Origin of the sequence: Paraburkholderia sp. EG286B, from assembly GCF_040965655.1 — a bacterium.
Classification (GTDB): Bacteria; Pseudomonadota; Gammaproteobacteria; order Burkholderiales; family Burkholderiaceae; genus Paraburkholderia.
Map to the genome: position 1 here is coordinate 65,119 of NZ_JBFRCF010000020.1, position 26,902 is coordinate 92,020.

The following is a 26,902-nucleotide window of genomic DNA, read 5'->3' on the forward strand; positions in this document are numbered from 1 at the left end:
AATTGGGGTTCTAACATCACGTTTTATTTGCATCCCCTTGATTCGTCGCGTATATTCGCCTTTCGGCTCTCCTGGGCGCATAACGCGGGAAGCACGTAGTACCCGCGCAACGCCGTACAGCGGTCACGTAAGCGGCGTAAATCAAGAAAACGGATTCAACGGCTGGCAACGGCCCCCACTCTGACGGTGTCCCCATGAACGATCACCAGCAGCGCGCCGCGGTGCCCGCCGCGCAAGGTCTCTACGACCCGCAAAACGAACACGACGCCTGTGGCGTCGGCTTCGTCGCCCATATCAAGGGCAAGAAGAGCCACGAAATCATTCAGCAAGGCCTGAAGATTCTCGAGAACCTCGACCACCGGGGCGCCGTGGGCGCCGATCCGCTGATGGGCGACGGCGCGGGCATCCTGATCCAGATTCCGGACGCGTTCTACCGCGAAGAGATGGCCAAGCAGGGCGTGACGCTGCCGCCGTTCGGCGAGTACGGCGTCGGCATGATCTTCCTGCCGAAGGAGCACGCCTCGCGTCTCGCCTGCGAGCAGGAACTCGAGCGCACGGTGCGCGCCGAAGGCCAGGTCGTGCTGGGCTGGCGCGACGTGCCGGTCGATCACGCCATGCCGATTTCGCCCACGGTGAAGGCGAGCGAGCCGCTGATCCGCCAGATCTTCATCGGCCGCGGCAAGGACGTGATGGTCACGGACGCGCTCGAGCGCAAGCTGTACATCATCCGCAAGACCGCGAGCCACCGCATTCAGGCGCTCAAGCTCAAGCACGGCAAGGAGTACTTCGTGCCGTCGTGCTCGGCGCGCACGGTCGTCTACAAGGGCCTGCTGCTGGCCGGCCAGGTCGGTGTGTACTACCGCGACCTGCAGGACGAGCGCGTGGTGTCGGCACTGGCGCTCGTGCACCAGCGCTTCTCGACCAACACGTTCCCGGCGTGGGAACTGGCTCACCCGTACCGCATGATCGCCCACAACGGTGAAATCAACACCGTGAAGGGCAACGTGAACTGGCTGAACGCCCGTACCGGCGCGATCGCCTCGCACGTGCTCGGCGACGACCTGCCCAAGCTCTGGCCGCTGATCTATCCGGGCCAGTCGGATACCGCATCGTTCGACAACTGTCTCGAACTGCTGGTGATGGCGGGCTATCCGCTCGTCCACGCGATGATGATGATGATCCCGGAAGCCTGGGAACAGCACACGCTGATGGACGAGAACCGCAAGGCGTTCTACGAATACCACGCTGCGATGATGGAGCCGTGGGACGGCCCCGCCGCGATCGCGTTCACCGACGGCCGCCAGATCGGCGCGACGCTCGACCGTAACGGTCTGCGTCCGGCGCGCTACATCGTCACGGACGACGACCTGGTCATCATGGCGTCGGAAGCCGGCACGCTGCCGATCCCCGAGTCGAAGATCGTCAAGAAGTGGCGTCTGCAGCCGGGCAAGATGTTCCTGATCGACATGGAACACGGCCGCATCATCGACGACAAGGAACTCAAGGACAACCTCGCCAACGCCAAGCCGTACAAGAGCTGGATCGACGCCGTGCGCATCAAGCTCGACGAGATCGAGCCGAAGGCGGAAGACGTCGCGACTGCGCGTGCCGAAGCCGCCGCGCTGCTCGACCGTCAGCAGGCGTTCGGCTACACGCAGGAAGACCTCAAGTTCCTGATGGCGCCGATGGCGATGTCGGGTGAAGAGGCGGTCGGTTCGATGGGCAACGACTCGCCGCTGGCGGTCATGTCCAACAAGAACAAGACGCTCTACAACTACTTCAAGCAGCTGTTCGCGCAGGTCACGAACCCGCCGATCGACCCGATCCGTGAAAACATGGTGATGTCGCTCGTGTCGTTCATCGGCCCGAAGCCGAACCTGCTCGACACCAACAACATCAACCCGCCGATGCGTCTCGAAGTGTCGCAGCCGGTGCTCGACTTCAAGGACATCGCGAAGATCCGCGCGATCGAGCAGTACACGGGCGGCAAGTTCAGCAGCTACGAGCTGAACATCTGCTATCCGGTGGCCTGGGGCAAGGAAGGCATCGAAGCGCGCCTCGCGTCGCTATGCGCGGAAGCCGTCGATGCGGTCAAGTCGGGCTACAACATCCTGATCGTGTCGGACCGCCGCGCGGACCGCGACAACGTCGCGATCCCGGCGCTGCTCGCCACCTCGGCGATCCACTCGCACCTCGTGCAGCACGGTCTGCGCACGAGCACGGGTCTCGTCGTGGAAACGGGTTCGGCGCGTGAAACGCACCACTTCGCGCTGCTCGCCGGTTTCGGCGCGGAAGCCGTGCACCCGTACCTCGCGATGGAAACGCTCGCGCAAATGGCGCAGGGCCTCAAGGGCGACCTGTCGGGCGAGAAGGCCGTCTACAACTTCACCAAGGCAGTGGGCAAGGGCCTGCTCAAGGTGATGTCGAAGATGGGCATCTCCACGTACATGTCGTACACGGGCGCGCAGATTTTCGAAGCCGTCGGTCTGGCTGACGATCTCATCGCCAAGTACTTCAAGGGTACGGCCTCGAAGGTGGGCGGCATCGGCCTGTTCGAAGTGGCCGAAGAAGCGATTCGTCTGCACCGCGACGCATTCGGCGACAACCCGGTTCTCGCCAACATGCTCGACGCGGGCGGCGAGTACGCCTACCGTGTGCGCGGCGAAGACCACATGTGGACGCCGGACGCGATCGCCAAGCTCCAGCACTCGGCGCGCAGCAACTCGTACCAGACGTACAAGGAATACGCGCACCTGATCAACGATCAGACGAAGCGCCACATGACCTTCCGCGGTCTGTTCGAATTCCGCCTCGACCCGGCGCGCGCGATCTCGATCGACGACGTCGAGCCGGCCAAGGAAATCGTCAAGCGCTTTGCGACTGGCGCGATGTCGCTCGGCTCGATCTCGACCGAAGCGCACGCTACGCTCGCCGTCGCGATGAACCGCATCGGCGGCAAGTCGAACACGGGTGAAGGCGGCGAAGACGAGAAGCGCTACCGCAACGAACTGCGCGGCATTCCGATCAAGAACGGCGACACGATGCAGTCGATCATCGGGCCGGAAGTCGTCAAGGACATCCCGCTCAAGGATGGCGACTCGCTGCGCTCGAAGATCAAGCAGGTCGCGTCGGGCCGCTTCGGCGTGTCGGCGGAGTACCTGTCGTCGGCGGACCAGATCCAGATCAAGATGGCGCAGGGCGCGAAGCCGGGCGAAGGCGGTCAGCTGCCGGGCCACAAGGTTTCGGAATACATCGGCAAGCTGCGTTATTCGGTGCCGGGCGTGGGCCTCATTTCGCCGCCGCCGCACCACGACATCTACTCGATCGAAGACCTGGCGCAGCTCATTCACGACTTGAAGAACGTGAACCCGGTTTCGTCGATCTCGGTGAAGCTGGTGTCGGAAGTGGGCGTGGGCACGGTGGCAGCGGGCGTGGCGAAGGCCAAGGCCGACCACGTCGTGATCGCCGGTCACGACGGCGGCACGGGCGCCTCGCCGCTCTCGTCGCTCAAGCACGCAGGCACGCCGTGGGAGCTCGGTCTGGCGGAAACGCAGCAGACCCTGGTGCTGAACCAGCTGCGCGGCCGTATCCGCGTGCAGGCCGACGGTCAGATGAAGACGGGCCGCGACGTGGTGATCGGCGCGCTGCTCGGCGCGGATGAATTCGGCTTTGCGACGGCGCCGCTCGTCGTGCAGGGCTGCATCATGATGCGCAAGTGCCACCTGAACACCTGCCCGGTCGGCGTTGCGACGCAGGATCCGGTGCTGCGCGCGAAGTTCTCGGGCCAGCCCGAGCACGTCGTGAACTTCTTCTTCTTCATCGCTGAAGAAGTGCGCGAAATCATGGCGCAACTGGGTATCCGCAAGTTCGACGATCTGGTCGGCCGCGCGGATCTGCTCGACACGCGCCGTGGCGTGGAGCACTGGAAGGCGAAGGGTCTCGACTTCTCGCGCGTGTTCTACCAGCCGTCGGTCGGCGCGGAAGTCGCGAAGAAGCACGTCGACACGCAAGACCACGGTCTGGACCGCGCGCTCGATCACACGCTGATCGAGAAGGCGAAGGCTGCGATCGAAACGGGCGAGCACGTCTCGTTCATCCAGCCGGTGCGCAACGTGAACCGCACGGTCGGCGCGATGCTCTCGGGCGTCGTCGCGAAGAAGTACGGCCACGACGGTCTGCCGGAAGACACGATCCACATCCAGTTGAAGGGCACGGCGGGTCAGAGCTTCGGCGCGTTCCTCGCACGCGGCATCACGCTGGACCTCGTGGGCGACGGCAACGACTACGTCGGCAAGGGCCTCTCGGGCGGCCGCATCATCATCCGTCCGACCAACGACTTCCGCGGCAAGTCCGAAGAAAACATCATCTGCGGCAACACGGTGATGTACGGCGCACTCGAAGGCGAAGCCTTCCTGCGCGGCGTGGCGGGCGAGCGTTTCGCGGTGCGTAACTCGGGCGCGACGGCGATCGTCGAAGGCACGGGCGACCACGGCTGCGAATACATGACGGGCGGCACGGTGCTCGTGCTCGGCGAAACGGGCCGTAACTTCGCGGCGGGCATGTCGGGCGGTATCGCCTACGTGTACGACCCGGACGGCACCTTCGCCGGCAAGTGCAACAAGTCGATGGTCGCGCTCGACCCGGTCCTGCAACAGGCCGAACAGGAGCGCACCGTGGACCGCGCACTGTGGCACACGGGCCAGACCGACGAAGCGCTGCTCAAGGGACTCGTCGAGCGTCACTTCCAGTTCACGGGCTCGCCGCGCGCCAAGGCGCTGCTCGAAAACTGGGATGCGGCGCGCCGCCAGTTCGTGAAGGTGTTCCCGACGGAATACAAGCGCGCACTGAGCGAACTCGGCGCGAAGAAGGCGAGCCAGGAAGAACTGGCCGCCTGATCCGCAAGACGACGACTGAACGAAGACGAAGCGCCCGCCGCGCTCACTGTAGCGGCGGCGGGCGCGGTCCCCTCACCGAATAGATAGAGATAGACGAGAACCCTATGGGTAAGGCAACCGGTTTTCTCGAGTTCGAGCGCCAGCATGAGGCGTACGAAGCACCGCTCACGCGCGTGAAGCACTACAAGGAATTCGTGGCGGCGCTCTCCGACGCCGACGCGAAGATCCAGGGCGCACGCTGCATGGACTGCGGCATCCCGTTCTGCAATAACGGCTGCCCGGTCAACAACATCATTCCGGACTTCAACGACCTCGTGTTCCGCCAGGACTGGAAGAGCGCGATCGACGTCCTGCATTCCACGAACAATTTCCCCGAGTTCACGGGCCGCATCTGCCCGGCGCCCTGCGAAGCGGCGTGCACGCTCGGCATCAACGACGACCCGGTCGGCATCAAGTCGATCGAGCACGCGATCATCGACAAGGCGTGGACCGAAGGCTGGGTCGCGCCGCAAGTCGCGAAGCACAAGACGGGCAAGAAGGTCGCCGTGGTCGGTTCGGGCCCCGCGGGCCTCGCCGCCGCCCAGCAGCTTGCGCGCGCCGGTCACGACGTGACGGTGTTCGAGAAGAATGACCGCATCGGCGGCCTGCTGCGCTACGGCATTCCCGACTTCAAGCTGGAGAAGTGGCTGATCGACCGCCGCATGCGCCAGATGGAAGCCGAAGGCGTGACGTTCCGCACCAACGTGTTCATCGGCCGTGGCGAGTTGCCTGCGTACATCGGCAACACGGCGAAGGAAACCATCTCGCCAGACGAGCTGAAGGACCAGTTCGACGCCGTGGTGATCGCAGGCGGTTCGGAAACGCCGCGTGACCTGCCGGTGCCGGGCCGCGAACTCGAAGGCATCTACTACGCCATGGAGTTCCTGCCGCAGCAGAACAAGGTCAACGCCGGCGACAAGCTGCCGAACCAGCTGCTCGCCAAGGGCAAGCACGTGGTCGTGATCGGCGGCGGCGATACGGGTTCCGACTGCGTGGGCACCTCGAACCGTCACGGCGCGAAGAGCGTCACGCAGTTCGAACTGCTGCCGCAGCCGCCCGAGGAAGAGAACAAGCCGCTCGTGTGGCCGTACTGGCCGATCAAGCTGCGCACGTCGTCGTCGCACGACGAAGGCTGCTCGCGCGACTGGTCGGTCGCCACCAAGCGCCTCGAAGGCAAGAACGGCAAGATCGAGAAGCTGGTCGCCGCGCGCGTGGAGTGGAAGGACGGCAAGATGGTCGAAGTGCCGGGCTCGGAATTCGAAATGAAGGCCGATCTCGTGCTGCTCGCCATGGGCTTCACGCAGCCGGTGTCGCCGGTGCTCGAGGCATTCGGCGTCGAGAAGGACGCGCGCGGCAACGTGCGTGCCGCGACCGAAGGCGAGAAGGCGTACTACACGTCGGTCGACAAGGTCTTCACCGCTGGCGACATGCGCCGCGGCCAGTCGCTCGTGGTGTGGGCGATCCGTGAGGGCCGTCAATGCGCGCGCTCCGTCGATGCGTATTTGATGGGCAGCTCGGAGTTGCCGCGATAAATCCGGTGTGTCCCGCAATTCGCCGGGACGCACGGGGGAGACGGCAGGAGACGCAACGACAGAAGCCGGGCACCCGCGAGGGTGACCCGGCTTTTTTACGTTCGTGCTGCGGGTTTGCATGGGCGCGCGCCTCGCGCGAGAGGATTACCATGACGCGATTGCCCGACCGAACGAGGCCCGCCGATCATGTCCGAAGCCCGCGAGACCGATCGTGACACGCAGCAATGGCGGCGCTGCTTCATCGCGCTTTCGCCCACTGCGGCGTCGCGCGATGCGCTCGCCGCGCTCGACGTGCCGCCCAATGCACGGCGCGTGCCCTATGCGCAACTCCATCTGACAGTGACGTTCATCGGCGCGATGTCGTTCGACCAGGGACACGTGCTCTCGCGGCGGCTCGCCGAGCACGCGCCGCTCCTCCCGCCGGCGCAGGTCACGCATATCGAATGCTGGCCGGGCCGCGTGCATCCGCGCCTCATGGTGGCCGTGCTCGCGATGTCGGATGCGTTCACGGCGCTCGACTGGCACGTGCGTTCACTCATGGGAGACGTGGGATTGCCGCTCGACGCGCGAGCGTTTCGCCCGCATGTGACGCTCGCACGCTTCGCGCGCGACGCCGTTGGCGCGCCGGCGGCGAGCGGCGGGGAAGCGCTGCCGCCGTTGCGCTTCGAGTCGCTGGTGCTGTATTCGAGCACGCTGGCGAGGCAGGGCGCGCGCTACGAGGCACTGGCGAGTGTCGCGCTCGATTGAGGCGTCGGCGCCACACAGTGGAGTTTCGACCGACGCTCAGTAGCGATACCGCGCCAGCGTCAATCCATCGAGATCGATTTCCGGCGAGCGCTGTGTGACGAGATCCGCGAGCACGCGGCCCGAACCCATCGACATCGCCCAGCCCGTCGAGCCGTGTCCGACGTTCAGCCACAGGCCATCCACGCCCGACGTGCCGAGCAGCGGCGCGCCGTCCGGCACCATCGGCCGGCGCCCCACCCAGAATTGCGCCGACGAAGGCGTCGCGGCATGCGGGAACCAGTCGTCGAGCACCTTCATGAGCGTTTGCAGCGCCTGCTCGCGCAGCGTCGCGCGGTGGTCGCCCAACTCGGCCGTCCCCGCCACACGCAGATACGGGCCGAAGCGCGTGATCGCCGTCTTGAGCGACTCGTCCATGAGCGCGGCGCGCGGGGCCTTCTGCTCGTCGACCACGGGCAGCGTGGCCGAATAGCCTTTCACCGGATACAGCGGCACGCGCACGCCAAGCGGCGCGACGAGCGCCGCGCTCTCCACGCCCAGTGCGACCACCACGGCGTCGGCGGCGAGCGTGTGGGGCGTGTCGTCGGCGGGCTCGCTGCGCTCGGCCGGGCGAAGCACCTCGGCCGGCGCGCGGCGCTGCTCGCGCCGGTCCTTGCGGTTGTTGGCCGTGCGCCGCCCGGGCACCGCGCGCACGCGCACACCACTTACCTTGCCGCCCGCGGCTTCGAGCGCGAGCACTTCGGTATCGAACAAAAACGTGACGCCGCGTGCTTCGCAGACGGAGCGCAGTTCGCGCGTGAAGCGTGCGCAGTCGCCGGCCTCGTCTTCGGGCAGATAGACGCCCGCCACCGGTTTCACGCGCGACCAGGCAAGCCCGGGCTCGACCTGCGCGCAGGCGGCGGCGTCGAGCTCGCGATAGACGATGCCCGCATCGCGCAGCACGCCGAGCGCCGGTTGCGCGAGTTCGAGGTCGTAGTCGCTGCGAAAGAGCTGCAGATAGCCCTGGCTGCGCCCGTACTCGAACGCGTGCGTGGCGCGAAACGCGTGCAGGCATTCGCGGCTGTAATAGGCGATGCGCTGCATGCGCTGCTTGTTCACGCGAAAGCGCGCGAGATCGCATTCGCGCAGCCAGCGCGCGATCCAGCGCCACTGCGCGGCATCGAGCGTGGGCCGGAAGATGAGCGGCGAGGTCGGCTTGAGCAGATACTTGATGAGCTTCGCGGGCATGCCGGGCGCGGCCCACGGCGTGACATAGCCGGGCGCGATGACGCCGGCGTTGCCGAAGCTCGTGCCGAGCGCGACGCCCGGTTCCCGTTCGACGACCGTGACGTCGCAGCCTCGTTCGCTCAGATAGTACGCAGTAGCGACGCCGATCACACCGGCGCCGAGGACGATCGTTTTCATGCCGGTCGCACAACAGGGAGGGACGGTCGGTATTGCAGCATGTTCGCGCTCATCGTGCAGTGGACTCCGCAGACGCTCGCTCGCTCCCGGCAGCAGGCACTTCCTCGGTCAGCGTCTTGCCCTTCGTCTCCGGCAGGCACAGCGCCGCGACGATCACGAGCAGATAGCCCGCGCCGGCCACCACGCCGATCGCCTTCACGAGCGAGGTGGTTTGCGCGAATGTGCCTACGAGAATGGGGAAAAACGAGCCGAGCCCGCGTCCGAGGTTGTAGCAGAAGCCCTGGCCCGAGCCGCGGATCGCGTTCGGGTAAAGCTCCGAGAGATACGCGCCCACGCCCGCGAAAATGCCCTGCACGACGATGCCGAGCGGAAACCCGAGCAGGAGCATGGCGGTGTCGGTGATGGGCAGCATGGTGTAGGCCATGCCGAGCGCAAACGAGCCGATGGCGAACAGGATGAACGAGGCGCGCCGGCCGATCTTGTCGCACAGGATCGCGCCGACGATGTAGCCCGTGAACGAGCCGACGATCAGCACGATCAGGTAGCCGCTCGTGTTGAACACCGAGAGGTGGCGCACCGTCTTGAGGTAGGTGGGCAGCCAGGTGGTGATCGCGTAGTAGCCGCCGAGCATGCCGGTGCACAGCGCGCTGCCGAGCAAGGTAGTGGCCAGATGCGCGGGCGCGAAGATCTGCATGAAGTGGCTTTGCACCGCGCCGCTTTCGCGCGCCCGGCGCGTGGCGACGAACACGTCGGGGTCGCTCACGTTACGGCGTACATAGAGAATCCAGAGCGCAGGCACGATGCCGATCCAGAAGCACGCGCGCCACGCGTATTCCTCAGGCAGCAGGGCGAAGAAGGCCCAGTACAGGATGGCGGCCGCGCCCCAGCCGAACGACCAGCTGCTCTGCACCGTGCCCACGGCCTTGGCGCGATGCTGCGGCGAGCGGATCGTTTCGGCCATCATCATCGTGACGACCGTCCATTCGCCGCCAAAGCCGATGCCCTGCAGCGTGCGCGTGGCGAGCAGTTGCCAGAACGAATGCGTGAAGCCGGAGAGGCAGGTGAAGAGCGCGAAGGTGGCGATGGTCCACTGCAGCACGCGCACGCGGCCGTAGCGGTCGGCGAGGATGCCGGCGAGCCAGCCGCCGATCGCCGACGAGATCAGCGAGCTGGTCGCGATCATGCCGGCCTCGCTCTTGCTCATGCCCCAGGTCGCGATGAGCGTCGGGATCAGGAACGAGTAGATCATGAAGTCGAACGCGTCGACGGCGTAGCCGCCGAATCCCGCGTAGAGCGTGCGCCGCTCGCGCGCGTTCAACTCGGTGAACCAGTGAAAGTAGCCCATCGCGTGTCTTCCCCCATATTTGTTGTGCGCGCAACGAACCGGGCGAGCGGCCCGTGCGGCGCATGCGACCCGGCCGACGCAGCACGCATTGGGTGGCGTGTGCGCTTGACGCTGGAGGGCTGCGCGGTGCGACGCCGCCCGTCTCCGGTGTGCTGGAGGGGTATTTTACGGTGCGAAACCGCGCTGAGGCGAGGGGCAATTTGGGGGCGCCCGCTATCGTTGTATTCCGATATTTAGTTCGGGTTTAGTTCGATAGCGAGCGAACGATGGCGCGCCGGAACCGCTCGGCGCTAGAGCGTGAGCCCGCCGTCGACGTGGATCACCTGGCCGGTGATGTGGCGTGCGGCGTCCGAGAGCAGGAAGGCGATGAGTTCGGCGACATCGGCGGGATCGGCCACATGGCCGAGCGGCGTTTCCTGCGCCGCACGCTCCCACACCGGCGCGTTTTCCGGCGTGGGGCCCTTGTCCTTGCGCGTATAGCCGGGCGCGACGCAGTTCACGGTCACGCCGTGCGGCGCGAGTTCGGCCGCCGCGGTTTTCGCCAGGGATTCGAGCGCGGCCTTCGCGGCGGCGGTGGCCGCGAACGGCGCGCCGGCGCGGTAGCGGTGCGCGACGAACGAACTCAGCGCGACCACGCGGGCGTGCGCCGAGCGTTCCAGCGCCGGCTGCGCGCGTTGCACGAGCGCCGCGCCGATACCCGAGCCCGCGCCCGTGATCAGCACGACGCGCGCAGCGCTTGCGCTCACGCGGCAACCCGCTCTTCGGGCATGCGCTCGATCTCGAGCGTGTCGTGGTGGTACGCCGCGAGCGACTCGCGGTGCGCGACGCTCACGATCGCCGCCTTGGGCAGGCGCTCCATGAACAGCTTGTAGAGCCGGCTTTCGTTGTCGGGGTCGAGCGCGCTCGTCGCTTCGTCGAGGAACAGATAGTCGGGCTTGTGCAGCAGCACGCGCGCGCCCGCAAGGCGTTGCTGCTCGCCCGGCGAGAGCACGCGCGTCCAGTGCGCCGATTCGCCGAGACGATCCACGTACTCTTCTAGGCGGCAGGCGCGCAGCGCTTCGCGGCAGTCTTCGTCGCTGTAGTCGTCGGCGGGCGAGGGGTAGGTGAGCGCCGCCTTGAGCGTGCCGATGGGCAGATAGCTCTGCTGCGGGATGAACATCATGCGCGCATCGACAGGCGCGTCGATCGAGCCTTCGCCGAACGGCCAGAGGCCCGCGAGCGCGCGCATCAGCGTGCTCTTGCCGGCGCCCGAGGGGCCGCGCACGAGCCAGCGCGAGCCCGGCTTGATGGCGATGTCGCGCACTTCCGAGAGCGGCGTGCCGTTGGGCAGCGAGAGCTTGAGGTGCTCGGTGGCGAGCTCGTTGTTGTCGATGAAGTGCAGGTTGATGCCGCCGTGCTCGGTGGCGGGCGAGACCGATTCCTTCAGACGCGGCGAGTGCACCACACGCACGAATTCGCGCAGACGATTCACGGTAGCGCGCCATTCGACCAGCGTGGAGTAACTGTTGATGAACCACGAGAACGAGTCGCTCACGGTGCCGAACGCCTGCGAGATCTGCATCAGCACGCCGAACGTGAAGGCGCCCGCGAAGTAGCGCGGCGCGGCCACCACGAGCGGGAAGATGATGGCGATCTGGCCGTAGAAGCTCAGCACGAAGGTGAGGCGCTTCGTGTACTTCATCACGCGCCACCAGTTGTCCTTGATGTGCGCGAAGAGGCCCTGCGCGTTGCCGCGCTCGGTGTCCATGCCGTCGTAGAGGGCGATCTGCTCGGCGTTTTCGCGCAGGCGGATCAGGCCGAAGCGGAAGTCCGCTTCCACCTTTTGTTGTTGATAGTTGATCGACACGAGCGGGTGACCGACTTTCTGGATCACGAGCGAGCCGAACACGGCATAGAGCGCGGCGGCCCACACCATGTAGCCCGGAATGGCGAGCGGCTGCCCGCCCAGCGTGACGGTGAGCGCGCCCGCGAGCGTCCACAGGATCGTGATGAACGAGATGAGCGTGACGACCGTCGAGAGCAGGTCGAGCGTGAGCGACAGGGTGGTCGTGGCGAACGACTGGAGGTCGTCGCTGATCCGCTGGTCGGGGTTGTCGGCGAGGCGGTCGCGCTCGATGCGGTAGAACGCGCCCTTGCCGAGCCACTCGTTCAGGAACCGCGTGGTGAGCCACTGACGCCAGCGAAAGCCGAGCATCTGGCGCAGATACCGGCCATACACCGCGAGGATGATGAAGCCGAACGCCAGTTCGGTGAAGGTCATCAACAGCGGCGGGAAGCGCTTGACGTCCTTGGCCTGCAACGCGTTGTAGAACTCCGCGCTCCAGCCGTTCAGGCGCACGTTGATCCACACGACGAGCAGGTTCATCACGATGATCGCGACGAGCAGGCCCCAGGCGATCCAGCGTTCCTCGGAGACCCAGTAGGGCTTGATCAGGCTCCACGCGGTGATCTTCTGATGCTCGTTCTGATCGGGCGTGGCGCGGGCAGGTTGGTTGGTCATGTGCGTCCTGAAGGTGTGGCGGCCCGCTGGGGGCATGCGCCGCGCGCCGCACGGCGGCAGCGTTGCAGCGATTTTTGCAGCGATTCTGTCGTCGGGCGCTTAAGTGAGTCTTAACGGGTCACAGGCGGAGCCAAAACTGGCGCCAGGCGTGGACAAAAGCGCACGCCGGCGCCGCCGTAGCGTGGCGCCCATTGTCTCACCGCGCGGGCTTGCGAGGCGAAAGAGGCGGGTTCAGGGCATTGTGCCAGACCACGTCCCCCGGTTCCGTCGAGGTTTGCGGGCCGCGCGCGTTTTGTGGTCTAATCATCGTTGACGAAACAGGGGTGCTTCACCGGTATGCCGGGCATGCCGCCAGTGAGGCTGAGAGAAACCCTTTGCACCCGATCCGGGTAATACCGGCGCGGGAAGTTTCCAGAAAGTCTTGGCCGGCGCCCAGCCTGGGTTTTGAAAAGGCGGGGGCGCCAGGTTTCCCGCCGGGCTGCGCTTTGGGCGCATGGGTTCGTACGCATTCCGTACGGGCCGTCTGCGCCGCATAGCCTCCACGGTCGGCCTTGCCAGCCGGTTTCGTCCTTGGGTACGTCTGCTGCTGCCGTACGGAAAGGATACGATGACCGCCTATTCTCTTTGTTCCCCGATTCTTATCGCGTTCGCCTTGCGTGACGGAGCATCGTCATGAGCCGCGCCCGCAACCATAACGTGGGCGGCGTGCCCGACTTCGCCGTGCTCGGCGGCGGCCTGAGCGGCCGGCTCGTCGCGTGGCGTCTGGCCGGCGAGGGCCATCGCGTCGCGCTTTATGAGCGTGGCGGGCCCGAAGGCGGCGAAGCCGCCGCCTGGGTCGCGGCGGCCATGCTTGCGCCGCTCGCGGAGGCCGCTGTCGCCGAACTGCTCATCACCGAGCTTGGCGTCGCGTCGCTCGAAACCTGGCCGCGCATCCTGGCCGAGCTGCCGGAGCCCGTGTTCTTCCAGCGCAACGGCACGCTCGTGGTCTGGCATAGCGCCGATCGCACCGAAGCCCCGCTCTTCGAGCGCCGCGTGCGCGCCAACGCGCCGCGCTCGCTCGCCGATGCCAACTTCGTCGCGCTCGCCGGTGCGCAGCTCGACGCCGCCGAACCGGCGCTCGCCGGGCGCTTCGCGCGCGGCTGGCTGCTCGAAGGCGAGGGCCAGCTCGACAACCGCCAGGCCCTGGCCGCGCTGGCGGCGGGGCTCGCCGCGCGCGGCGTGGATACCCACTGGCACACCACGGTCGACGAGGCCAATCCGCCGCCCGCGCGCGTGACGATCGACTGCCGCGGGCTGGGCGCCAAACCTTCGCTGCCGGGATTGCGCGGCATTCGCGGCGAAGTCGCGCGCGTGCACGCGCCCGGCATCACGCTCACGCGCCCGGTGCGGCTCCTGCATCCGCGCTATCCGCTCTATATCGCGCCCAAGGAACACGATGTCTTCGTGATCGGCGCGACCGAGATCGAAGGCGAGGACCGTTCGCCCGTGAGCGTGCGCTCGGCGCTCGAACTGCTGAGCGCGGCGTTTGCGGTGCATCCGGCGTTCGGCGAGGCGCGCATCCTCGAGTTGAATACGCAGTGCCGCCCGACGCTGCCCGACCACCGCCCGGCGCTCATCTGGGACGGCAAGACCACGCTGCGCGTGAACGGCCTCTATCGGCACGGCTTCATGATCGCGCCGGAAGTCGCCGACGAAGCCGCGCGCGTCGCCCAGGCGCTGCTCGACGCCCGCGTGAGCGATGCCGATTCCTTCGAGTCGCTGCGCCGCGCGTCGCGCTGGGGCGAGATGCTGCACGCGCAGGGCGCGCACGAGCCGGCCTGACGCCTCACCAGAAACAATCCGCAGTTTGAGAACGTATTTGCCATGGACATTCATATCAACCAGAAGCCGATCACGCTGCCCGAGGGCGCGACTGTCGCCGATGCGCTCGCCGCATTCGGCGCGCGTCCGCCGTTCGCCGTCGCCCTGAACGGCGATTTCGTGGCGCGCACCCAGCATGGCGCGCGCTCGCTCCAGGCGGGCGACCGCCTCGACGTCGTGAGCCCCGTGGCCGGCGGCTGAGCCTCGCTCGCCCAAGCCCGCGGTCGCGCGCATCGTATGCATCGCGAGCGCTTTCACGACACCGCAAAGGATTCCAACCCATGACCACCACCTCCACTGCCGACGCGCTCACGCTCTACGGCGAAACCTTCGCGAGCCGCGTGCTGCTCGGCACGTCGCGCTATCCGTCGCTGCAGTCGCTCGCCGACTCGATGGCGGCCGCGCGCCCCGGCATGATCACCGTCGCGCTGCGCCGCCAGATGAACGAGGGCACCGCCGAGGCCGGCTTCTTCGACCTGCTCAAGCGCCACGGCGTGCCGCTCCTGCCGAACACGGCCGGCTGCCTCACAGTCAACGAGGCGGTGACGACGGCGCACATGGCGCGCGAAGTCTTCGAAACCGACTGGATCAAGCTCGAACTGATCGGTGACGACTACACGCTGCAGCCCGACCCGGTCGGCCTGATCGAGGCCGCGTCGCGCCTCGTGAAGGATGGCTTCAAGGTGCTGCCGTATTGCACCGAGGATCTCGTGATCGGCCGGCGTCTGCTCGACGCGGGTTGCGAGGCGCTCATGCCATGGGGGGCGCCGATCGGCACCGGCAAGGGCGTGATCAACCCCTACGGCTTGCGCGTGCTGCGCGAGCGCTTGTCCGATGTGCCGCTGATCGTCGATGCGGGCCTGGGCGTGCCTTCGCACGCGTGCCAGGTGATGGAGTGGGGTTTCGACGGCGTGCTGCTCAACACGGCCGTTTCGCAGGCCACGCATCCCGCGGCGATGGCGCGCGCGTTCGCGCAGGGCGTCGAGGCGGGACGCGCCGCGTTTCTCGCCGGACCGATGGCCGAGCGCGAAGCGGCGGTCGCGAGCACGCCCGTGGTGGGCATGCCTTTCTGGCACCAGGATGGAGACAAGCGATGACTGAAACGCTGCGCCTGCAGGACCGCGAACTGTTCTGGCCGCCCGCCGACGAACTCACCGAAACGGCGGAGCGCATCCGCGCGCGCCTGGGCGACTGGCAGCCCACGCATGCGCCGTGGCGCATCTGTCTCACGCCGCCCGACGCGCCCAACGGCGGCGATCTGATCATCGTGACCGACGCGGCGCCGCATCTGGCCAACATCGCGCGCTGGATGACCGACGGCGCGGGCGTGATCGAAGCCGCGGGCGAACACCCGAAGGCGGCGCGCGCCACGCTGCATCTGGGCGGCGAGCGGTACGCGCTCGAGGGCGAGCTGGCGGAAGACTGGATCCCGGCGCTGGCGGCCTTCCTCGACTGCGGCTTCGATCCGCACGACGCGCTCGTGCTCGCGCTCGCCTGGCGCGACGGCGACGAGCAGCAGGCCGACGCCTGGCCCGTCGACATCGAGCGTTTTCCGCGCGTGCTGGGCCTGCCTGCCGCGCCCGCGCAGCCGTTCGCGCCGTGTCCCGCGAAGCTCGGCCTGTATCCGGTGCTGCCTACGGCCGGGTGGGTCGAGCGCGTGCTCGACTACGGCGTGACGACGGTGCAGCTGCGCAGCAAGCAGCCGAAGTCGCCGGCGCTCACGAGCGAAATCGAGCGCTGCGTCGCCGCCGGCCGCAAGCACGACGCGCAGCTCTTCATCAACGATCACTGGCAGGAGGCCGTCGCGGCCGGCGCTTATGGCGTGCACCTCGGCCAGGAAGACCTGCGCGAAGCCGACCTCGGCGCGATCGCGGTGGCCGGCGTGCGTCTTGGTCTCTCGACTCACGGCTACTTCGAGATGCTCACGGCGCTGCATTTCCGTCCGAGCTACCTCGCATGCGGCGCCGTCTTCGCCACCACGACCAAGGCCATGCCGACGGCCCCCCAGGGCCTCGCGCGTCTGGCCCGCTACGTGAAGCTGCTGGACGGCGTCGTGCCGATGGTGGCGATCGGCGGCATCGACGGCAACGTGCTGCCCGAAGTGCTCGCCACGGGCGCCGGCAGCGCAGCGGTAGTGCGCGCCGTGACCGAGGCGGCCGACCCGGCTGCCGCGGTTGCTGCATTGCGCAACGCGTTTACGCAATAATGGTCCGCCCTGGCATCGGGCTGCGCCGCGTGCGCGGCCAGGTGCCGAGGGGGCCGCAACCCGCAGCAGCGGGCGCTTGCGGCTTACATCAACGGGTCCAGGGGCGCCACGGCAGGTTTTCCACGATGGCCCTATAATCCCGCCTTCGTGTAAATGGACTGTCTGCCACGTGCCCTCAACCTCTGAGACCCTGCTGGAGCTGCGCGACGTCGACTTCGGATACGGCGACCGGCTCGTCCTGTCCGGCCTGAACATGCGCTTCCCGCGCGGTCAGGTAGTGGCGGTCATGGGCGGCTCCGGTGGCGGAAAAACGACAGTGCTGCGTCTGATCGGCGGCCTCGTTCGCGCCCAGCGCGGCCAGGTGCTGTTCGGCGGGCAGGACGTCGGTGCGCAATCGCGCGACGGCCTCTACGCCCTGCGCCGCAAGATGGGCATGCTCTTCCAGTTCGGCGCGCTCTTCACCGACATGTCGGTGTTCGAGAACGTCGCCTTCGCCCTGCGCGAGCACACCGACCTGCCTGAAGCGCTGATCCGCGACCTCGTGCTCATGAAGCTCAACGCCGTCGGCTTGCGTGGCGCGCGCGACCTCGCGCCTTCGGAAATTTCCGGCGGCATGGCGCGTCGCGTGGCGCTGGCGCGCGCCATCGCGCTCGACCCCGAGCTCATGATGTACGACGAGCCGTTCGCGGGTCTCGACCCGATTTCGCTCGGCATCACCGCGAACCTCATCCGCACGCTCAACGACGCGCTCGGCGCAACCTCGATCCTCGTCACGCACGACGTGCCCGAGTCGTTCGCGATCGCCGACTACGTGTACTTCATGGCGAACGGCCGGGTGCAGGCGCAGGGCACGCCGGCCGAGCTGCGTGCCTCGACCGACCCGATCGTGCGCCAGTTCATCGACGGCGCGCCGGACGGCCCGTTCCGGTTCCATTACCCGTCGAACCTGCCGCTCGAAGCGGACTTCGGCATTGGCGGAGGCCGCTCATGATCGGCGCCATCAGCTCGATCGGGCGCACCGTGCTCGACACGATCGCGCGCGCGGGGCATGCGACGCGCTTTTTCGTGCGCCTCGTGCTCGAATTCTTCCCGCTGCTGCGCCGGCCGCGTCTTGTCACGAAGCAGATCCACTTCGTCGGCAATTATTCGCTCTTGATCATTGCCGTGTCGGGCCTGTTCGTGGGCTTCGTGCTCGGGCTGCAGGGCTATTACACGCTCAACCGCTACGGCTCCGAGCAGGCGCTCGGGCTGCTGGTTGCGCTGTCGCTCGTGCGTGAGCTCGGGCCCGTCGTCACCGCGCTCTTGTTCGCGGGCCGCGCGGGCACCTCGCTCACGGCCGAGATCGGCCTCATGAAGGCGGGCGAGCAACTCACGGCCATGGAGATGATGGCGGTGGACCCCGTGCGCGTGGTGGTCGCGCCGCGCATGTGGGCGGGCGTGATCGCCATGCCGATCCTCGCGGCCATCTTCAGCGCGGTCGGCATTCTGGGCGGCTACGTGGTGGGCGTGGTGCTGATCGGCGTGGACGCCGGCGCGTTCTGGTCGCAAATGCAGGGCGGCGTGGACGTCTGGACCGACGTGGGCAACGGCGTTGTGAAGAGCATCGTGTTCGGCTTCGCCGTGACCTTCACCGCGCTCTATCAGGGCTATGAGGCGAAGCCCACGCCCGAGGGCGTGTCGCGCGCGACCACCAAGACGGTCGTGTACGCGTCGCTCGCGGTGCTCGGCCTCGACTTCCTGCTCACCGCGCTGATGTTCAGCTAAAGACGCCGGGCAGCGACCCGGCGGCGCGGCGCGCATGTGAGCGACGCCGCAACGGATTCTCATTGGGATGACGATGAAAAAGAATGCTCTCGACTTCTGGGTCGGTCTGTTTGTGGTGCTGGGCTTTATCGCGCTGCTGTTTCTCGCGCTGAAGGCCGGCAACATGAGTTCGCTGTCGTTCCAGGCCACCTACCCGGTGAAGCTCAAGTTCGACAATATCGGCGGCCTCAAGCCGCGCGCGCCGGTGAAGAGCGCGGGCGTGACCGTGGGCCGGGTGGCCTCGATCGGCTTCGACTCCAACACCTATCAGGCGCTGGTGACGATCGACCTCGACCAGCAGTACCAGTTTCCGAAGGACACGTCGGCGAAGATCCTGACGTCGGGTCTGCTCGGCGAGCAGTACATCGGCCTCGAGCCGGGCGGCGATTCGGAAATGCTCAAGGCCGGCGACACCATTTCGATGACGCAGTCGGCCATCGTGCTCGAAAACCTGATCGGCCAGTTCCTCTATAGCAAGGCGGCGGATTCGGGCGCCACGAAGGCGTCCAGCGGCGCGAGCACGGATGCGGCGCCTGCTGCCGCGCCCGCACCGGCGCCGGCCCCATCGCCTGCACCGGCGCCTGCACCGGCGGCTTCGGCGGCCCAATAAGAAGGAGAAAAAGAATGACGACCATACGCATGCGCGCCATTACGCTTGGCGTCGCAGCGCTCGCACTCGGGGGTTGTTCGACGGTGCAGACGCCGTCGAAGGAAGATCCATGGGAAGGGTTCAACCGCACGGTGTACACGTTCAACGACAAGGTTGACACGTACGCGCTCAAGCCGGTGGCGCAGGGCTACGTGAAGGTGACGCCGCAGCCCGTGCGCGACAGCGTGACGAACTTCTTCGCGAACATCGGCGACGTGTACAACGCCGCGAACAACTTCCTGCAGCTGAGGATCACCGACGGTGTCGAGGACATCATGCGGATCGTGATCAACACGGTCTTCGGCCTCGGTGGCCTGTTCGACGTCGCGACGCTCGCGAAGCTGCCCAAGCACAACCAGGACTTCGGTCTCACGCTCGGCCACTATGGCGTGCCGCCCGGTCCGTACCTCGTGCTGCCGCTGTTCGGTCCGAGCACGGTGCGTGACGGCGTCGGCCTCGTGCCCAACTACTTCATCAACCCGCTCACCTATGTGGATCCGGCCGCGCTGTCGTGGGGCCTCTACGGCCTGAACGTGGTGAGCACGCGCGCCAACCTGCTGGGCGCGAGCGACCTGCTCGAAGGCGCGGCGATCGACAAGTACTCGTTCATCCGCAACGCCTATCTGCAGCGTCGCCGCTACCTGTTGTCGGATGGCCGCGCGTCGTCGGACAACAGCAACCTGCCAGACTACGGCGATGGCGCGCCGCTGCCGAAGTACGACGACACCGACGAGGGCGCGGCGGCCCCCGCTTCGGGTGCGGCTGCCGGTGCGGCCGTGCCCGCTTCGGGCACTGCGCCTGCGGCCACGCCGAATGCGGCCAGCATGGTGCCCGCCAACCCGAACGGCGCAACGACCGCCCCGGCCACGCTGGAAGGCCCGGCCGGCGCCGCGGCGCCCGTGGGCGCATCGGAAACCACGGTGCCGGGCGACCAGATGATTCCGCCTGCGCGCATCGGCTTCCCGAGCATGCTGCGGCTGCACTGAGCACTGCGCTCCGGCATGCTGGAACGCCTCGTCGGAGCGTTCGTCTGACGTATACGTCTGACGTAACAAGCAGAAACGCTTGTCGCACTTTGCTGGCGGTTTTGACACAGCGCGATAGATCTCGCGTGATATCGTTGGTTCCAACGGGGCGATGTCCCCCAACTAGCAGGGCTCGATATGAAAAAATTCTTTCTGTACCCGTTTTTCGCCATGTTTCTTTCGTTTGCCGGCGGCGCGTTCGCTCAGACGGTAGACACCAGCAATCCCGACGCGATGGTCCAGACGGTCACGCAGCAGGTCATGAGCCAGATCAAGGGTGACAAGTCCATCCAGTCCGGCGACATCAGCAAGATCACGCAGCTCGTGAACGAAAAGATCCTGCCGTACACCGATTTCCGCCGCACCACGCAGCTCGCGATGGGCCGCAACTGGCGCACGGCCACGCCGGAGCAGCAGCAACAGGTCATCGAGCAGTTCAAGACGCTGCTGATCCGCACGTACTCGGGCGCGCTCGCCCAGGTGCGCGACCAGCAGATCCAGTACAAGCCGTTCCGCGCGAACCCGGACGACACCGACGTCGTGGTCCGTTCGACGGTCATGAACGGCGGCCAGCCGATCGAACTCGACTATCGCCTCTACAAGACGGCGCAAGGCTGGCGCGTGTATGACATCAACGTGCTCGGCGCGTGGCTCATCCAGGCGTACCAGCAGCAGTTCCAGGAAAAGATCCAGCAAGGCGGCGTGGACGGCCTGATCCAGTTCCTCACGCAGCGTAACCAGCAACTCGCGTCGGGGAAGGCGACCTCGTGAGCGAGCGTTTCGCCACCGGTGCCAACCTGACCCACGAAAGCGCGAAGGCCGCGCTCTCGGCCGGGTTCGCGCAGATCTCGGCGGGCGCCACCGCCGTGGACTGCGCAGCGCTCACCCAGTTCGATTCATCGGCGCTCGCCGTGCTGATCGCGTGGCAGCGTGCCGCGCGTGAGCGCGGCGCTTCCCTCGCCGTGCTCAACTTGCCCCCCGCGCTCGCCTCTCTCGCGCGCGCCTACGGCGTCGATTCGCTTCTCGACGAGCGACATTGACCCGCGTCGCCTGGCCGGACGCTCGCGTTCGCGCGGTATCACACCGCACTGCCGGGCCGACGCCGTTCCCCTCCAAGGCCCGGCCGCGCTTTCCGACTTGGCCTATAATCAACCGTTTTTTGGGCGCTGCCTCGGCGCAAAAAGTACCGCTTGATATGTAATAAGCGTGCACTGAGACAGCAAAGCCGGCCTCATAAGCCGTCCCCAATTCCGGTCTTCCCCGCAGCATTGATGCACTCTTGAGCCGCGCCGTTCGCAAACGGGCGGCGTATTAGTCATGCCAGCCATAGAAATCCGTAACGTCAAGAAGCGCTACAAGTCGCTTCAGGCGCTCAAGGGCGTCAGCTTCACGGTCGAAGACGGCGAGTTCTTCGGGCTGCTCGGCCCGAACGGCGCGGGCAAGACGACGCTCATCAGCATTCTTGCCGGCCTCGCGCGCGCGGACGAGGGCTCGATCGCCGTCCGCGGCCACGATGTCGTCGCCGACTACCGCAACGCCCGCCGCAACCTGGGCGTCGTGCCGCAGGAACTGGTGTTCGATCCGTTCTTTACCGTGCGCGAGACACTGCGCATCCAGTCCGGCTACTTCGGTCTGCGCAACAACGACGCGTGGATCGACGAAGTCATGGCCAATCTCGATCTCACCGAGAAAGCCGACGTGAACATGCGCGCGCTGTCCGGCGGCATGAAGCGCCGCGTGCTCGTGGCGCAGGCGCTCGTGCACCGGCCGCCCGTGATCGTGCTCGACGAACCCACCGCCGGCGTGGACGTGGAACTGCGCCAGACGCTCTGGAAGTTCATCGCGCGCCTGAACCGCGAAGGGCACACCATCGTCCTTACCACGCACTATCTCGAAGAAGCTGAGCAGTTGTGCGACCGCATCGCCATGCTCCGGCGCGGCGAGATGGTCGCGCTCGAGCGCACGAGTGCGCTGCTGCAGCGCTTCGCCGGCACGCAGTTGTTCCTGCGATTCTCGGAAGGCGTGCTGCCGAGCGATCTGCGCGCGCTCGAAGTCGATCCGGCGGGCGCCAGCGCACACCAGCATCTGCTGCGCCTCGCGAGCTACGACGACGTGGAGCGTATTCTGGCCAAGTGCCGCGCGAACGGCTGCAAGCTCGAAGAAGTGGAAGTGCGCAAGGCCGATCTGGAGGATGTCTTCGTGCAGGTGATGAACGGTCCTGAAGTGGTCGAGGGTCTCGCATGAGCGGTTTCCGTACGCTGTTCTACAAGGAAGTGCTGCGGTTCTGGAAGGTCGCTTTCCAGACCGTGCTCGCGCCCGTCATTACCGCGCTGCTCTATCTCACGATCTTCGGCCATGCGCTGCGCGGCCACGTCGAGGTGTATCCGGGCGTGGAGTACACGAGCTTCCTGATTCCCGGCCTCGTGATGATGAGCGTGCTGCAGAACGCCTTTGCCAACAGCTCGTCGTCGTTGATCCAGTCGAAGATCACGGGCAATCTCGTATTCGTGCTCTTGCCGCCGCTCGCTGCATGGGAGATGTTCGGCGCCTACGTGCTCGCCTCGATCGTGCGCGGCCTCGCCGTTGGCGCGGGCGTGTTCGTCGTGACGATCTGGTTCATTCCGATGAGCTTCGCCGCGCCGTTCTACATCCTCGCGTTCGCGGTGCTCGGCTCGGCGATTCTCGGCACGCTCGGACTGATCGCCGGGATCTGGGCGGAGAAGTTCGACCAGCTCGCGGCGTTTCAGAACTTTCTCATCATGCCGCTCACGTTTCTTTCGGGCGTGTTTTATTCGACGCATACGCTGCCGCCCCTGTGGCGCGAAGTGTCGCGGCTCAATCCGTTCTTTTACATGATCGATGGCTTCCGCTTCGGGTTCTTCGGCCTGTCCGACATCAACCCGCTCGTGAGCCTGTCGATCGTTTTCGTGTTTTTCGTGGCGCTGGCCACGCTCGCCATGCGTTTGCTCGCGAGCGGGTACAAGCTGCGTCACTAAGCAGGAGCCATACTCATGTTGCCGACTCCGGAACAGATCAAGCAGTACATCTCGGCAGGGCTCGCGTGCGAGCACCTCGAAGTCGAAGGCGATGGCCAGCACTTCTTCGCGACGATCGTCTCCTCAGCATTCGACGGCAAGCGCCTGATCCAGCGCCATCAACTCGTATACGCGGCGCTCGGCGACCGCATGCGCGAGGAAATCCACGCGCTCAGCATGAAGACGCTCACGCCCGCCGAATGGCAGAACGCATAATCTGGAATCTCAGTGCGAATTACCCAGGACAAAGACGCCGCCGCGAGCGGCGCAGCTCAACACCAAGCGACCCTGCAAACCGGCCGCACCGATCAGGAAACCTCAGGCATGGATAAACTCGTCATCGTCGGCGGGCAGAAGCTCGCAGGGGAAGTGGCTGTTTCCGGTGCAAAGAATGCAGCGCTGCCCATTCTCTGCGCAGGCCTTCTGAGCGCGGAACCCGTTCATCTGGACAACGTGCCCGACCTTCAGGACGTGCGCACCACGCTCAAGCTGCTCGGCCAGATGGGCGTGCGCACCGAACAGCACGGCGCGCGCGTGCAGCTCGACGCCTCGAAGGTCAACAATCTCGTCGCGCCGTACGAGCTCGTGAAGACCATGCGCGCGTCGATCCTCGTGCTCGGGCCGCTCGTCGCGCGCTTCGGCGAGGCGAAGGTGTCGCTGCCGGGCGGCTGCGCGATCGGCGCGCGCCCCGTGGATCAGCACATCAAGGGCCTGCAGGCGATGGGCGCCGAGATCAACATCGAGCACGGCTTCATCGAGGCGCGCGCGAAGCGCCTGAAGGGCGCGCGCATCGTCACCGACATGATCACGGTCACCGGCACGGAAAACCTGCTGATGGCCGCCGTGCTCGCCGATGGCGAAACGGTGATCGAGAACGCCGCGCGCGAGCCCGAAGTGGGCGACCTCGCGCACCTGCTCGTGGCGATGGGCGCGAAGATCGAAGGCATCGGCACCGACCGCCTCGTCATTCAAGGCGTGGACAAGCTCCACGGCGCGCACCACACCGTCATTCCGGACCGTATCGAAGCGGGCACGTTCCTGTGCGCGGTCGCGGCCGCGGGCGGCGACGTCACGCTGCGCCACGTGCGCCCGCACATCCTCGACGCCGTCACCGACAAGCTGCTCGAAGCGGGCGTGTCGATCGAAGAGGGCGACGACTGGATGCGTGTGCGCATGCACGAGCGCGCGCGCGCCGTGAACGTGCGCACCTCCGAATACCCGGCGTTCCCGACCGACATGCAGGCGCAGTTCATGGCGCTCAACACGATCGCGGACGGCACCTCGCAAGTGGTCGAAACCATCTTCGAAAACCGCTTCATGCACGTGCAGGAACTGAACCGCCTGGGCGCCCACATCACGATCGACGGCAAGACGGCGCTCGTCGCCGGTGTCGAGAAGCTCTCGGGCGCGAAGGTGATGGCAACCGACCTGCGCGCCTCGGCGAGCCTCGTGATCGCGGGCCTGTGCGCCGACGGCGAAACGCTGATCGACCGCATCTATCACCTCGACCGCGGCTACGACCGCATGGAAGCGAAGCTCACGAAGATCGGCGCGAACGTGAAGCGGATCAAGGGGAGCGCGCAATGAGCACGGTCGAGTCCAGGCCCACGCCGGCGGCCGCGGCCAGCGCGCCGCTCACGCTTGCGCTCTCGAAGGGCCGCATCTTCGAAGAGACGATGCCGCTGCTCGCCGCGGCCGGCGTGCATGTGACCGAAGACCCGGAAACCTCGCGCAAGCTGATCCTGCCGACCACCGACCCGAACCTGCGCGTGATCATCGTGCGCGCGACCGACGTGCCCACCTACGTGGAGTACGGCGCGGCCGACTTCGGCGTGGCGGGCAAGGACGTGCTCAACGAGCACGGCGGCGGCGGCCTGTATCAGCCGATCGACCTCGACATCGCGCGCTGCCGTCTTTCGGTGGCCGTGAAGGGCGGCTTCGACTACGCGAACGCGGTGCGCCAGGGCGCGCGTCTGCGCGTGGCGACCAAGTACACGGAGGCCGCGCGCCAGCACTTCGCGGCCAAGGGCGTGCACGTCGACCTCATCAAGCTGTACGGCTCGATGGAACTCGCGCCGCTCGTCGGCCTCGCCGACGCGATCGTCGACCTCGTCAGCACGGGCGGCACGCTGCGCGCGAACAATCTGGTCGAGGTCGAGGAGATCATGGAGATCTCGTCGCGTCTCGTCGTGAATCAGGCGGCGCTCAAGCTCAAGCGCGCCGCGCTGCGGCCGATCATCGACGCGTTCGAACGCGCGTCGCGCGGCACGCAGGCGAGCTGACAGAGCAGGAGCAAAGGGCAGGCGCAATCACGCGCCGCCTCGCGCGCAGTGCGCCCCAAACGGCGCGGCGCGCACAACGTAACGGATGGATACCAGCATGGCTATCACGATGCGCAAACTCGATTCCGGCGCCGAAGGCTTCAAAAAGGCGCTGCACGCGGTGCTCGCCTTCGAGGCGAGCGAGGACGAGGCCATCGAGCGCTCCGTCGCGCAGATTCTCGCCGACGTGAAGGCGCGCGGCGACGCCGCCGTGCTCGACTACACGAACCGCTTCGACCGCCTGGCCGCCCCGAGCGTCGCGGCGCTCGAGCTGCCGTTCAGCGAACTCGAAGCGGCGCTGGAGAGCCTCGAGCCCAAGCAGCGCGCGGCGCTCGAAGCGGCGGCGGCGCGCGTGCGCGGCTACCACGAGAAGCAGCGCATCGAGTGCGGCTCGCATAGCTGGCAGTACACCGAATCCGACGGCACGGTGCTCGGCCAGAAGGTCACGCCGCTCGACCGCGTGGGCCTGTATGTGCCCGGCGGCAAGGCCGCGTATCCGTCGTCGGTGCTGATGAACGCCATTCCCGCGCGGGTCGCGGGCGTGCGCGAAATCATCATGGTCGTGCCCACGCCCGACGGCGTGAAGAACCCGCTCGTGCTGGCGGCGGCGCTGCTCGGCGGCGTCGATCGCGTGTTCACGATCGGCGGCGCGCAGGCCGTGGCGGCGCTCGCGTACGGCACGGATACGATCCCGGCCGTCGACAAGATCTGCGGTCCGGGCAATGCCTATGTCGCTTCGGCCAAGCGCCGCGTGTTCGGCACGGTCGGCATCGACATGATCGCGGGCCCCTCGGAAATCCTCGTGATTTGCGACGGCACGACCGATCCGCGCTGGGTGGCCATGGACCTGTTCTCGCAGGCCGAGCACGACGAGCTCGCGCAATCCATCCTGCTGTGCCCGGACGAGGGCTTCATCAAGCGCGTGGAAGACGCCATCGACGAACTGCTGCCCGCCATGCCGCGCGCCGAAGTCATCGCCACGTCGCTCACGAACCGCGGCGCGCTCGTGAAGGTGCGCGACATGGCCGAGGCCTGCGCCATCGCCAACGAGATCGCTCCGGAGCACCTCGAGATCTCGGCGCTGGAGCCGCAGAAGTGGGGTGCCGAAATCCGCCACGCGGGCGCGATCTTCCTTGGCCGCTACACGAGCGAAAGCCTCGGCGACTACTGCGCGGGGCCGAATCACGTGCTGCCTACGTCTCGTACCGCACGTTTCTCGTCGCCGCTTGGCGTCTATGATTTCATCAAGCGCTCGAGCCTCATCGAGGTGAGCGCGGAAGGCGCGCAAACGCTCGGCGAGATCGCGGCCGAGCTGGCCTACGGCGAAGGCCTGCAGGCCCACGCGCGCAGCGCCGAATTCCGCATGAAGCAGGTGTAAGGCACGCCTCGCAACCGGCAGAAACCGGTTGAATGCGCCGCCGCGCGGCATGGAGACGCTGCGCGACGGCCAGCCCCACGAGTGCGTGGGGCGCAGCAGTTAGACCTTCAGTTTGACCCGCACGCAGCAGAGACCACGACGATAACCAGGGCAGCCGGCTCGCCGA

22 protein-coding genes, 1 pseudogene and 1 riboswitch are annotated in these 26,902 nt (G+C 66.7%); of the genes and pseudogenes, 19 read left to right on the forward strand and 4 right to left on the reverse strand.

Annotated elements, in window-relative coordinates:
- Positions 1–194 precede the first annotated feature (194 nt).
- From AB4Y42_RS33120 to thpR, 3 genes are all read left to right on the forward strand, one after another.
- Positions 195–4,895 (forward strand): glutamate synthase-related protein, encoded by a 4,701-nt coding sequence (locus AB4Y42_RS33120; protein WP_368696497.1) that lies wholly within the window; start codon positions 195–197, stop codon positions 4,893–4,895.
- A 104-nt stretch (positions 4,896–4,999) separates the two neighbouring features.
- On the forward strand, positions 5,000–6,466 hold the full coding sequence (locus AB4Y42_RS33125; RefSeq protein ID WP_368691442.1) for a glutamate synthase subunit beta: 1,467 nt from the start codon (positions 5,000–5,002) through the stop codon (positions 6,464–6,466).
- Positions 6,467–6,652: 186 nt separating this feature from the next.
- The gene (thpR, locus tag AB4Y42_RS33130; protein WP_368691443.1) at positions 6,653–7,213 is read left to right on the forward strand and encodes an RNA 2',3'-cyclic phosphodiesterase; all 561 of its coding nucleotides are present in this window, start codon (positions 6,653–6,655) and stop codon (positions 7,211–7,213) included.
- A 36-nt stretch (positions 7,214–7,249) separates the two neighbouring features.
- On the opposite strand, the gene AB4Y42_RS33135 is transcribed toward thpR, so the two are convergent.
- The 4 genes and pseudogenes from AB4Y42_RS33135 to AB4Y42_RS33150 form a co-directional block, all read right to left on the reverse strand.
- A complete protein-coding gene (locus AB4Y42_RS33135; protein WP_368696498.1) occupies positions 7,250–8,614 on the reverse strand; it encodes a D-amino acid dehydrogenase in 1,365 nt (454 codons plus the stop codon).
- Between the two features lie 49 nt (positions 8,615–8,663).
- Positions 8,664–9,959 carry an MFS transporter gene (locus tag AB4Y42_RS33140; protein WP_368696499.1) on the reverse strand — a complete coding sequence of 432 codons (1,296 nt, stop codon included), beginning with the start codon at positions 9,957–9,959 and terminating at the stop codon, positions 8,664–8,666.
- Between the two features lie 290 nt (positions 9,960–10,249).
- A pseudogene (locus tag AB4Y42_RS33145) lies at positions 10,250–10,648 on the reverse strand (SDR family NAD(P)-dependent oxidoreductase); the annotation flags it as partial.
- Between the two features lie 53 nt (positions 10,649–10,701).
- Positions 10,702–12,459, reverse strand: a complete 1,758-nt coding sequence (locus AB4Y42_RS33150; RefSeq protein ID WP_368691446.1) for an ABC transporter ATP-binding protein/permease — start codon at positions 12,457–12,459, stop codon at positions 10,702–10,704.
- 309 nt (positions 12,460–12,768) lie between these two features.
- A riboswitch (TPP riboswitch) is annotated at positions 12,769–12,883 on the forward strand.
- 248 nt (positions 12,884–13,131) lie between these two features.
- Here AB4Y42_RS33150 and AB4Y42_RS33155 point away from each other — a divergent pair.
- From AB4Y42_RS33155 to hisD, 16 genes are all read left to right on the forward strand, one after another.
- The gene (locus tag AB4Y42_RS33155) at positions 13,132–14,280 is read left to right on the forward strand and encodes an FAD-dependent oxidoreductase (RefSeq protein ID WP_368696500.1); all 1,149 of its coding nucleotides are present in this window, start codon (positions 13,132–13,134) and stop codon (positions 14,278–14,280) included.
- A gap of 42 nt (positions 14,281–14,322) precedes the next feature.
- Positions 14,323–14,520 (forward strand): sulfur carrier protein ThiS, encoded by a 198-nt coding sequence (thiS, locus tag AB4Y42_RS33160; RefSeq protein ID WP_028206558.1) that lies wholly within the window; start codon positions 14,323–14,325, stop codon positions 14,518–14,520.
- An 80-nt stretch (positions 14,521–14,600) separates the two neighbouring features.
- Positions 14,601–15,416, forward strand: a complete 816-nt coding sequence (locus AB4Y42_RS33165) for a thiazole synthase (protein WP_368696501.1) — start codon at positions 14,601–14,603, stop codon at positions 15,414–15,416.
- On the forward strand, positions 15,413–16,525 hold the full coding sequence (thiE, locus tag AB4Y42_RS33170; RefSeq protein WP_368696502.1) for a thiamine phosphate synthase: 1,113 nt from the start codon (positions 15,413–15,415) through the stop codon (positions 16,523–16,525). The genes AB4Y42_RS33165 and thiE overlap by 4 nt, the downstream gene beginning before the upstream one ends.
- A 169-nt stretch (positions 16,526–16,694) precedes the next feature.
- A complete protein-coding gene (locus AB4Y42_RS33175) occupies positions 16,695–17,516 on the forward strand; it encodes an ABC transporter ATP-binding protein (protein WP_368691450.1) in 822 nt (273 codons plus the stop codon).
- Positions 17,513–18,289, forward strand: coding sequence for a lipid asymmetry maintenance ABC transporter permease subunit MlaE (gene mlaE, locus AB4Y42_RS33180; RefSeq protein ID WP_368691451.1), 777 nt, complete (start codon positions 17,513–17,515; stop codon positions 18,287–18,289). The genes AB4Y42_RS33175 and mlaE overlap by 4 nt, the downstream gene beginning before the upstream one ends.
- A 67-nt stretch (positions 18,290–18,356) precedes the next feature.
- The gene (gene mlaD, locus AB4Y42_RS33185) at positions 18,357–18,938 is read left to right on the forward strand and encodes an outer membrane lipid asymmetry maintenance protein MlaD (protein WP_368696503.1); all 582 of its coding nucleotides are present in this window, start codon (positions 18,357–18,359) and stop codon (positions 18,936–18,938) included.
- Positions 18,939–18,952: 14 nt separating this feature from the next.
- A complete protein-coding gene (locus AB4Y42_RS33190) occupies positions 18,953–19,963 on the forward strand; it encodes a VacJ family lipoprotein (protein WP_368691453.1) in 1,011 nt (336 codons plus the stop codon).
- 177 nt (positions 19,964–20,140) lie between these two features.
- Positions 20,141–20,773 (forward strand): ABC transporter substrate-binding protein, encoded by a 633-nt coding sequence (locus AB4Y42_RS33195; protein WP_342924266.1) that lies wholly within the window; start codon positions 20,141–20,143, stop codon positions 20,771–20,773.
- Positions 20,770–21,042, forward strand: a complete 273-nt coding sequence (locus AB4Y42_RS33200) for a lipid asymmetry maintenance protein MlaB (RefSeq protein WP_368696504.1) — start codon at positions 20,770–20,772, stop codon at positions 21,040–21,042. The genes AB4Y42_RS33195 and AB4Y42_RS33200 overlap by 4 nt, the downstream gene beginning before the upstream one ends.
- A gap of 277 nt (positions 21,043–21,319) precedes the next feature.
- Entirely contained in the window at positions 21,320–22,246 is a 927-nt protein-coding gene (locus AB4Y42_RS33205) for an ABC transporter ATP-binding protein (protein WP_254317694.1), read from the forward strand.
- Positions 22,243–22,998, forward strand: coding sequence for an ABC transporter permease (locus tag AB4Y42_RS33210; protein WP_042269663.1), 756 nt, complete (start codon positions 22,243–22,245; stop codon positions 22,996–22,998). The genes AB4Y42_RS33205 and AB4Y42_RS33210 overlap by 4 nt, the downstream gene beginning before the upstream one ends.
- A gap of 15 nt (positions 22,999–23,013) precedes the next feature.
- The gene (locus tag AB4Y42_RS33215) at positions 23,014–23,253 is read left to right on the forward strand and encodes a BolA family protein (RefSeq protein WP_028206568.1); all 240 of its coding nucleotides are present in this window, start codon (positions 23,014–23,016) and stop codon (positions 23,251–23,253) included.
- Positions 23,254–23,361: 108 nt separating this feature from the next.
- Entirely contained in the window at positions 23,362–24,624 is a 1,263-nt protein-coding gene (gene murA, locus AB4Y42_RS33220; RefSeq protein ID WP_368696505.1) for a UDP-N-acetylglucosamine 1-carboxyvinyltransferase, read from the forward strand.
- A complete protein-coding gene (hisG, locus tag AB4Y42_RS33225; protein WP_069268253.1) occupies positions 24,621–25,319 on the forward strand; it encodes an ATP phosphoribosyltransferase in 699 nt (232 codons plus the stop codon). The genes murA and hisG overlap by 4 nt, the downstream gene beginning before the upstream one ends.
- Before the next feature lie 97 nt (positions 25,320–25,416).
- Complete coding sequence (gene hisD / locus AB4Y42_RS33230; RefSeq protein WP_368696506.1) at positions 25,417–26,736, forward strand: histidinol dehydrogenase; 1,320 nt, start codon at positions 25,417–25,419, stop codon at positions 26,734–26,736.
- Positions 26,737–26,902 lie beyond the last annotated feature (166 nt).

Coding starts and splice junctions, on each gene's coding strand:
- AB4Y42_RS33120 (WP_368696497.1), top strand. CDS start 195: ATGAACGATCACCAGCAGCGCGCCGCGGTGCCCGCCGCGCAAGGTCTC.
- AB4Y42_RS33125 (WP_368691442.1), top strand. CDS start 5,000: ATGGGTAAGGCAACCGGTTTTCTCGAGTTCGAGCGCCAGCATGAGGCG.
- thpR (WP_368691443.1), top strand. CDS start 6,653: ATGTCCGAAGCCCGCGAGACCGATCGTGACACGCAGCAATGGCGGCGC.
- AB4Y42_RS33135 (WP_368696498.1), bottom strand. CDS start 8,614: ATGAAAACGATCGTCCTCGGCGCCGGTGTGATCGGCGTCGCTACTGCG.
- AB4Y42_RS33140 (WP_368696499.1), bottom strand. CDS start 9,959: ATGGGCTACTTTCACTGGTTCACCGAGTTGAACGCGCGCGAGCGGCGC.
- AB4Y42_RS33150 (WP_368691446.1), bottom strand. CDS start 12,459: ATGACCAACCAACCTGCCCGCGCCACGCCCGATCAGAACGAGCATCAG.
- AB4Y42_RS33155 (WP_368696500.1), top strand. CDS start 13,132: ATGAGCCGCGCCCGCAACCATAACGTGGGCGGCGTGCCCGACTTCGCC.
- thiS (WP_028206558.1), top strand. CDS start 14,323: ATGGACATTCATATCAACCAGAAGCCGATCACGCTGCCCGAGGGCGCG.
- AB4Y42_RS33165 (WP_368696501.1), top strand. CDS start 14,601: ATGACCACCACCTCCACTGCCGACGCGCTCACGCTCTACGGCGAAACC.
- thiE (WP_368696502.1), top strand. CDS start 15,413: ATGACTGAAACGCTGCGCCTGCAGGACCGCGAACTGTTCTGGCCGCCC.
- mlaE (WP_368691451.1), top strand. CDS start 17,513: ATGATCGGCGCCATCAGCTCGATCGGGCGCACCGTGCTCGACACGATC.
- mlaD (WP_368696503.1), top strand. CDS start 18,357: ATGACGATGAAAAAGAATGCTCTCGACTTCTGGGTCGGTCTGTTTGTG.
- AB4Y42_RS33190 (WP_368691453.1), top strand. CDS start 18,953: ATGACGACCATACGCATGCGCGCCATTACGCTTGGCGTCGCAGCGCTC.
- AB4Y42_RS33195 (WP_342924266.1), top strand. CDS start 20,141: ATGAAAAAATTCTTTCTGTACCCGTTTTTCGCCATGTTTCTTTCGTTT.
- AB4Y42_RS33205 (WP_254317694.1), top strand. CDS start 21,320: ATGCCAGCCATAGAAATCCGTAACGTCAAGAAGCGCTACAAGTCGCTT.
- AB4Y42_RS33210 (WP_042269663.1), top strand. CDS start 22,243: ATGAGCGGTTTCCGTACGCTGTTCTACAAGGAAGTGCTGCGGTTCTGG.
- AB4Y42_RS33215 (WP_028206568.1), top strand. CDS start 23,014: ATGTTGCCGACTCCGGAACAGATCAAGCAGTACATCTCGGCAGGGCTC.
- murA (WP_368696505.1), top strand. CDS start 23,362: ATGGATAAACTCGTCATCGTCGGCGGGCAGAAGCTCGCAGGGGAAGTG.
- hisG (WP_069268253.1), top strand. CDS start 24,621: ATGAGCACGGTCGAGTCCAGGCCCACGCCGGCGGCCGCGGCCAGCGCG.
- hisD (WP_368696506.1), top strand. CDS start 25,417: ATGGCTATCACGATGCGCAAACTCGATTCCGGCGCCGAAGGCTTCAAA.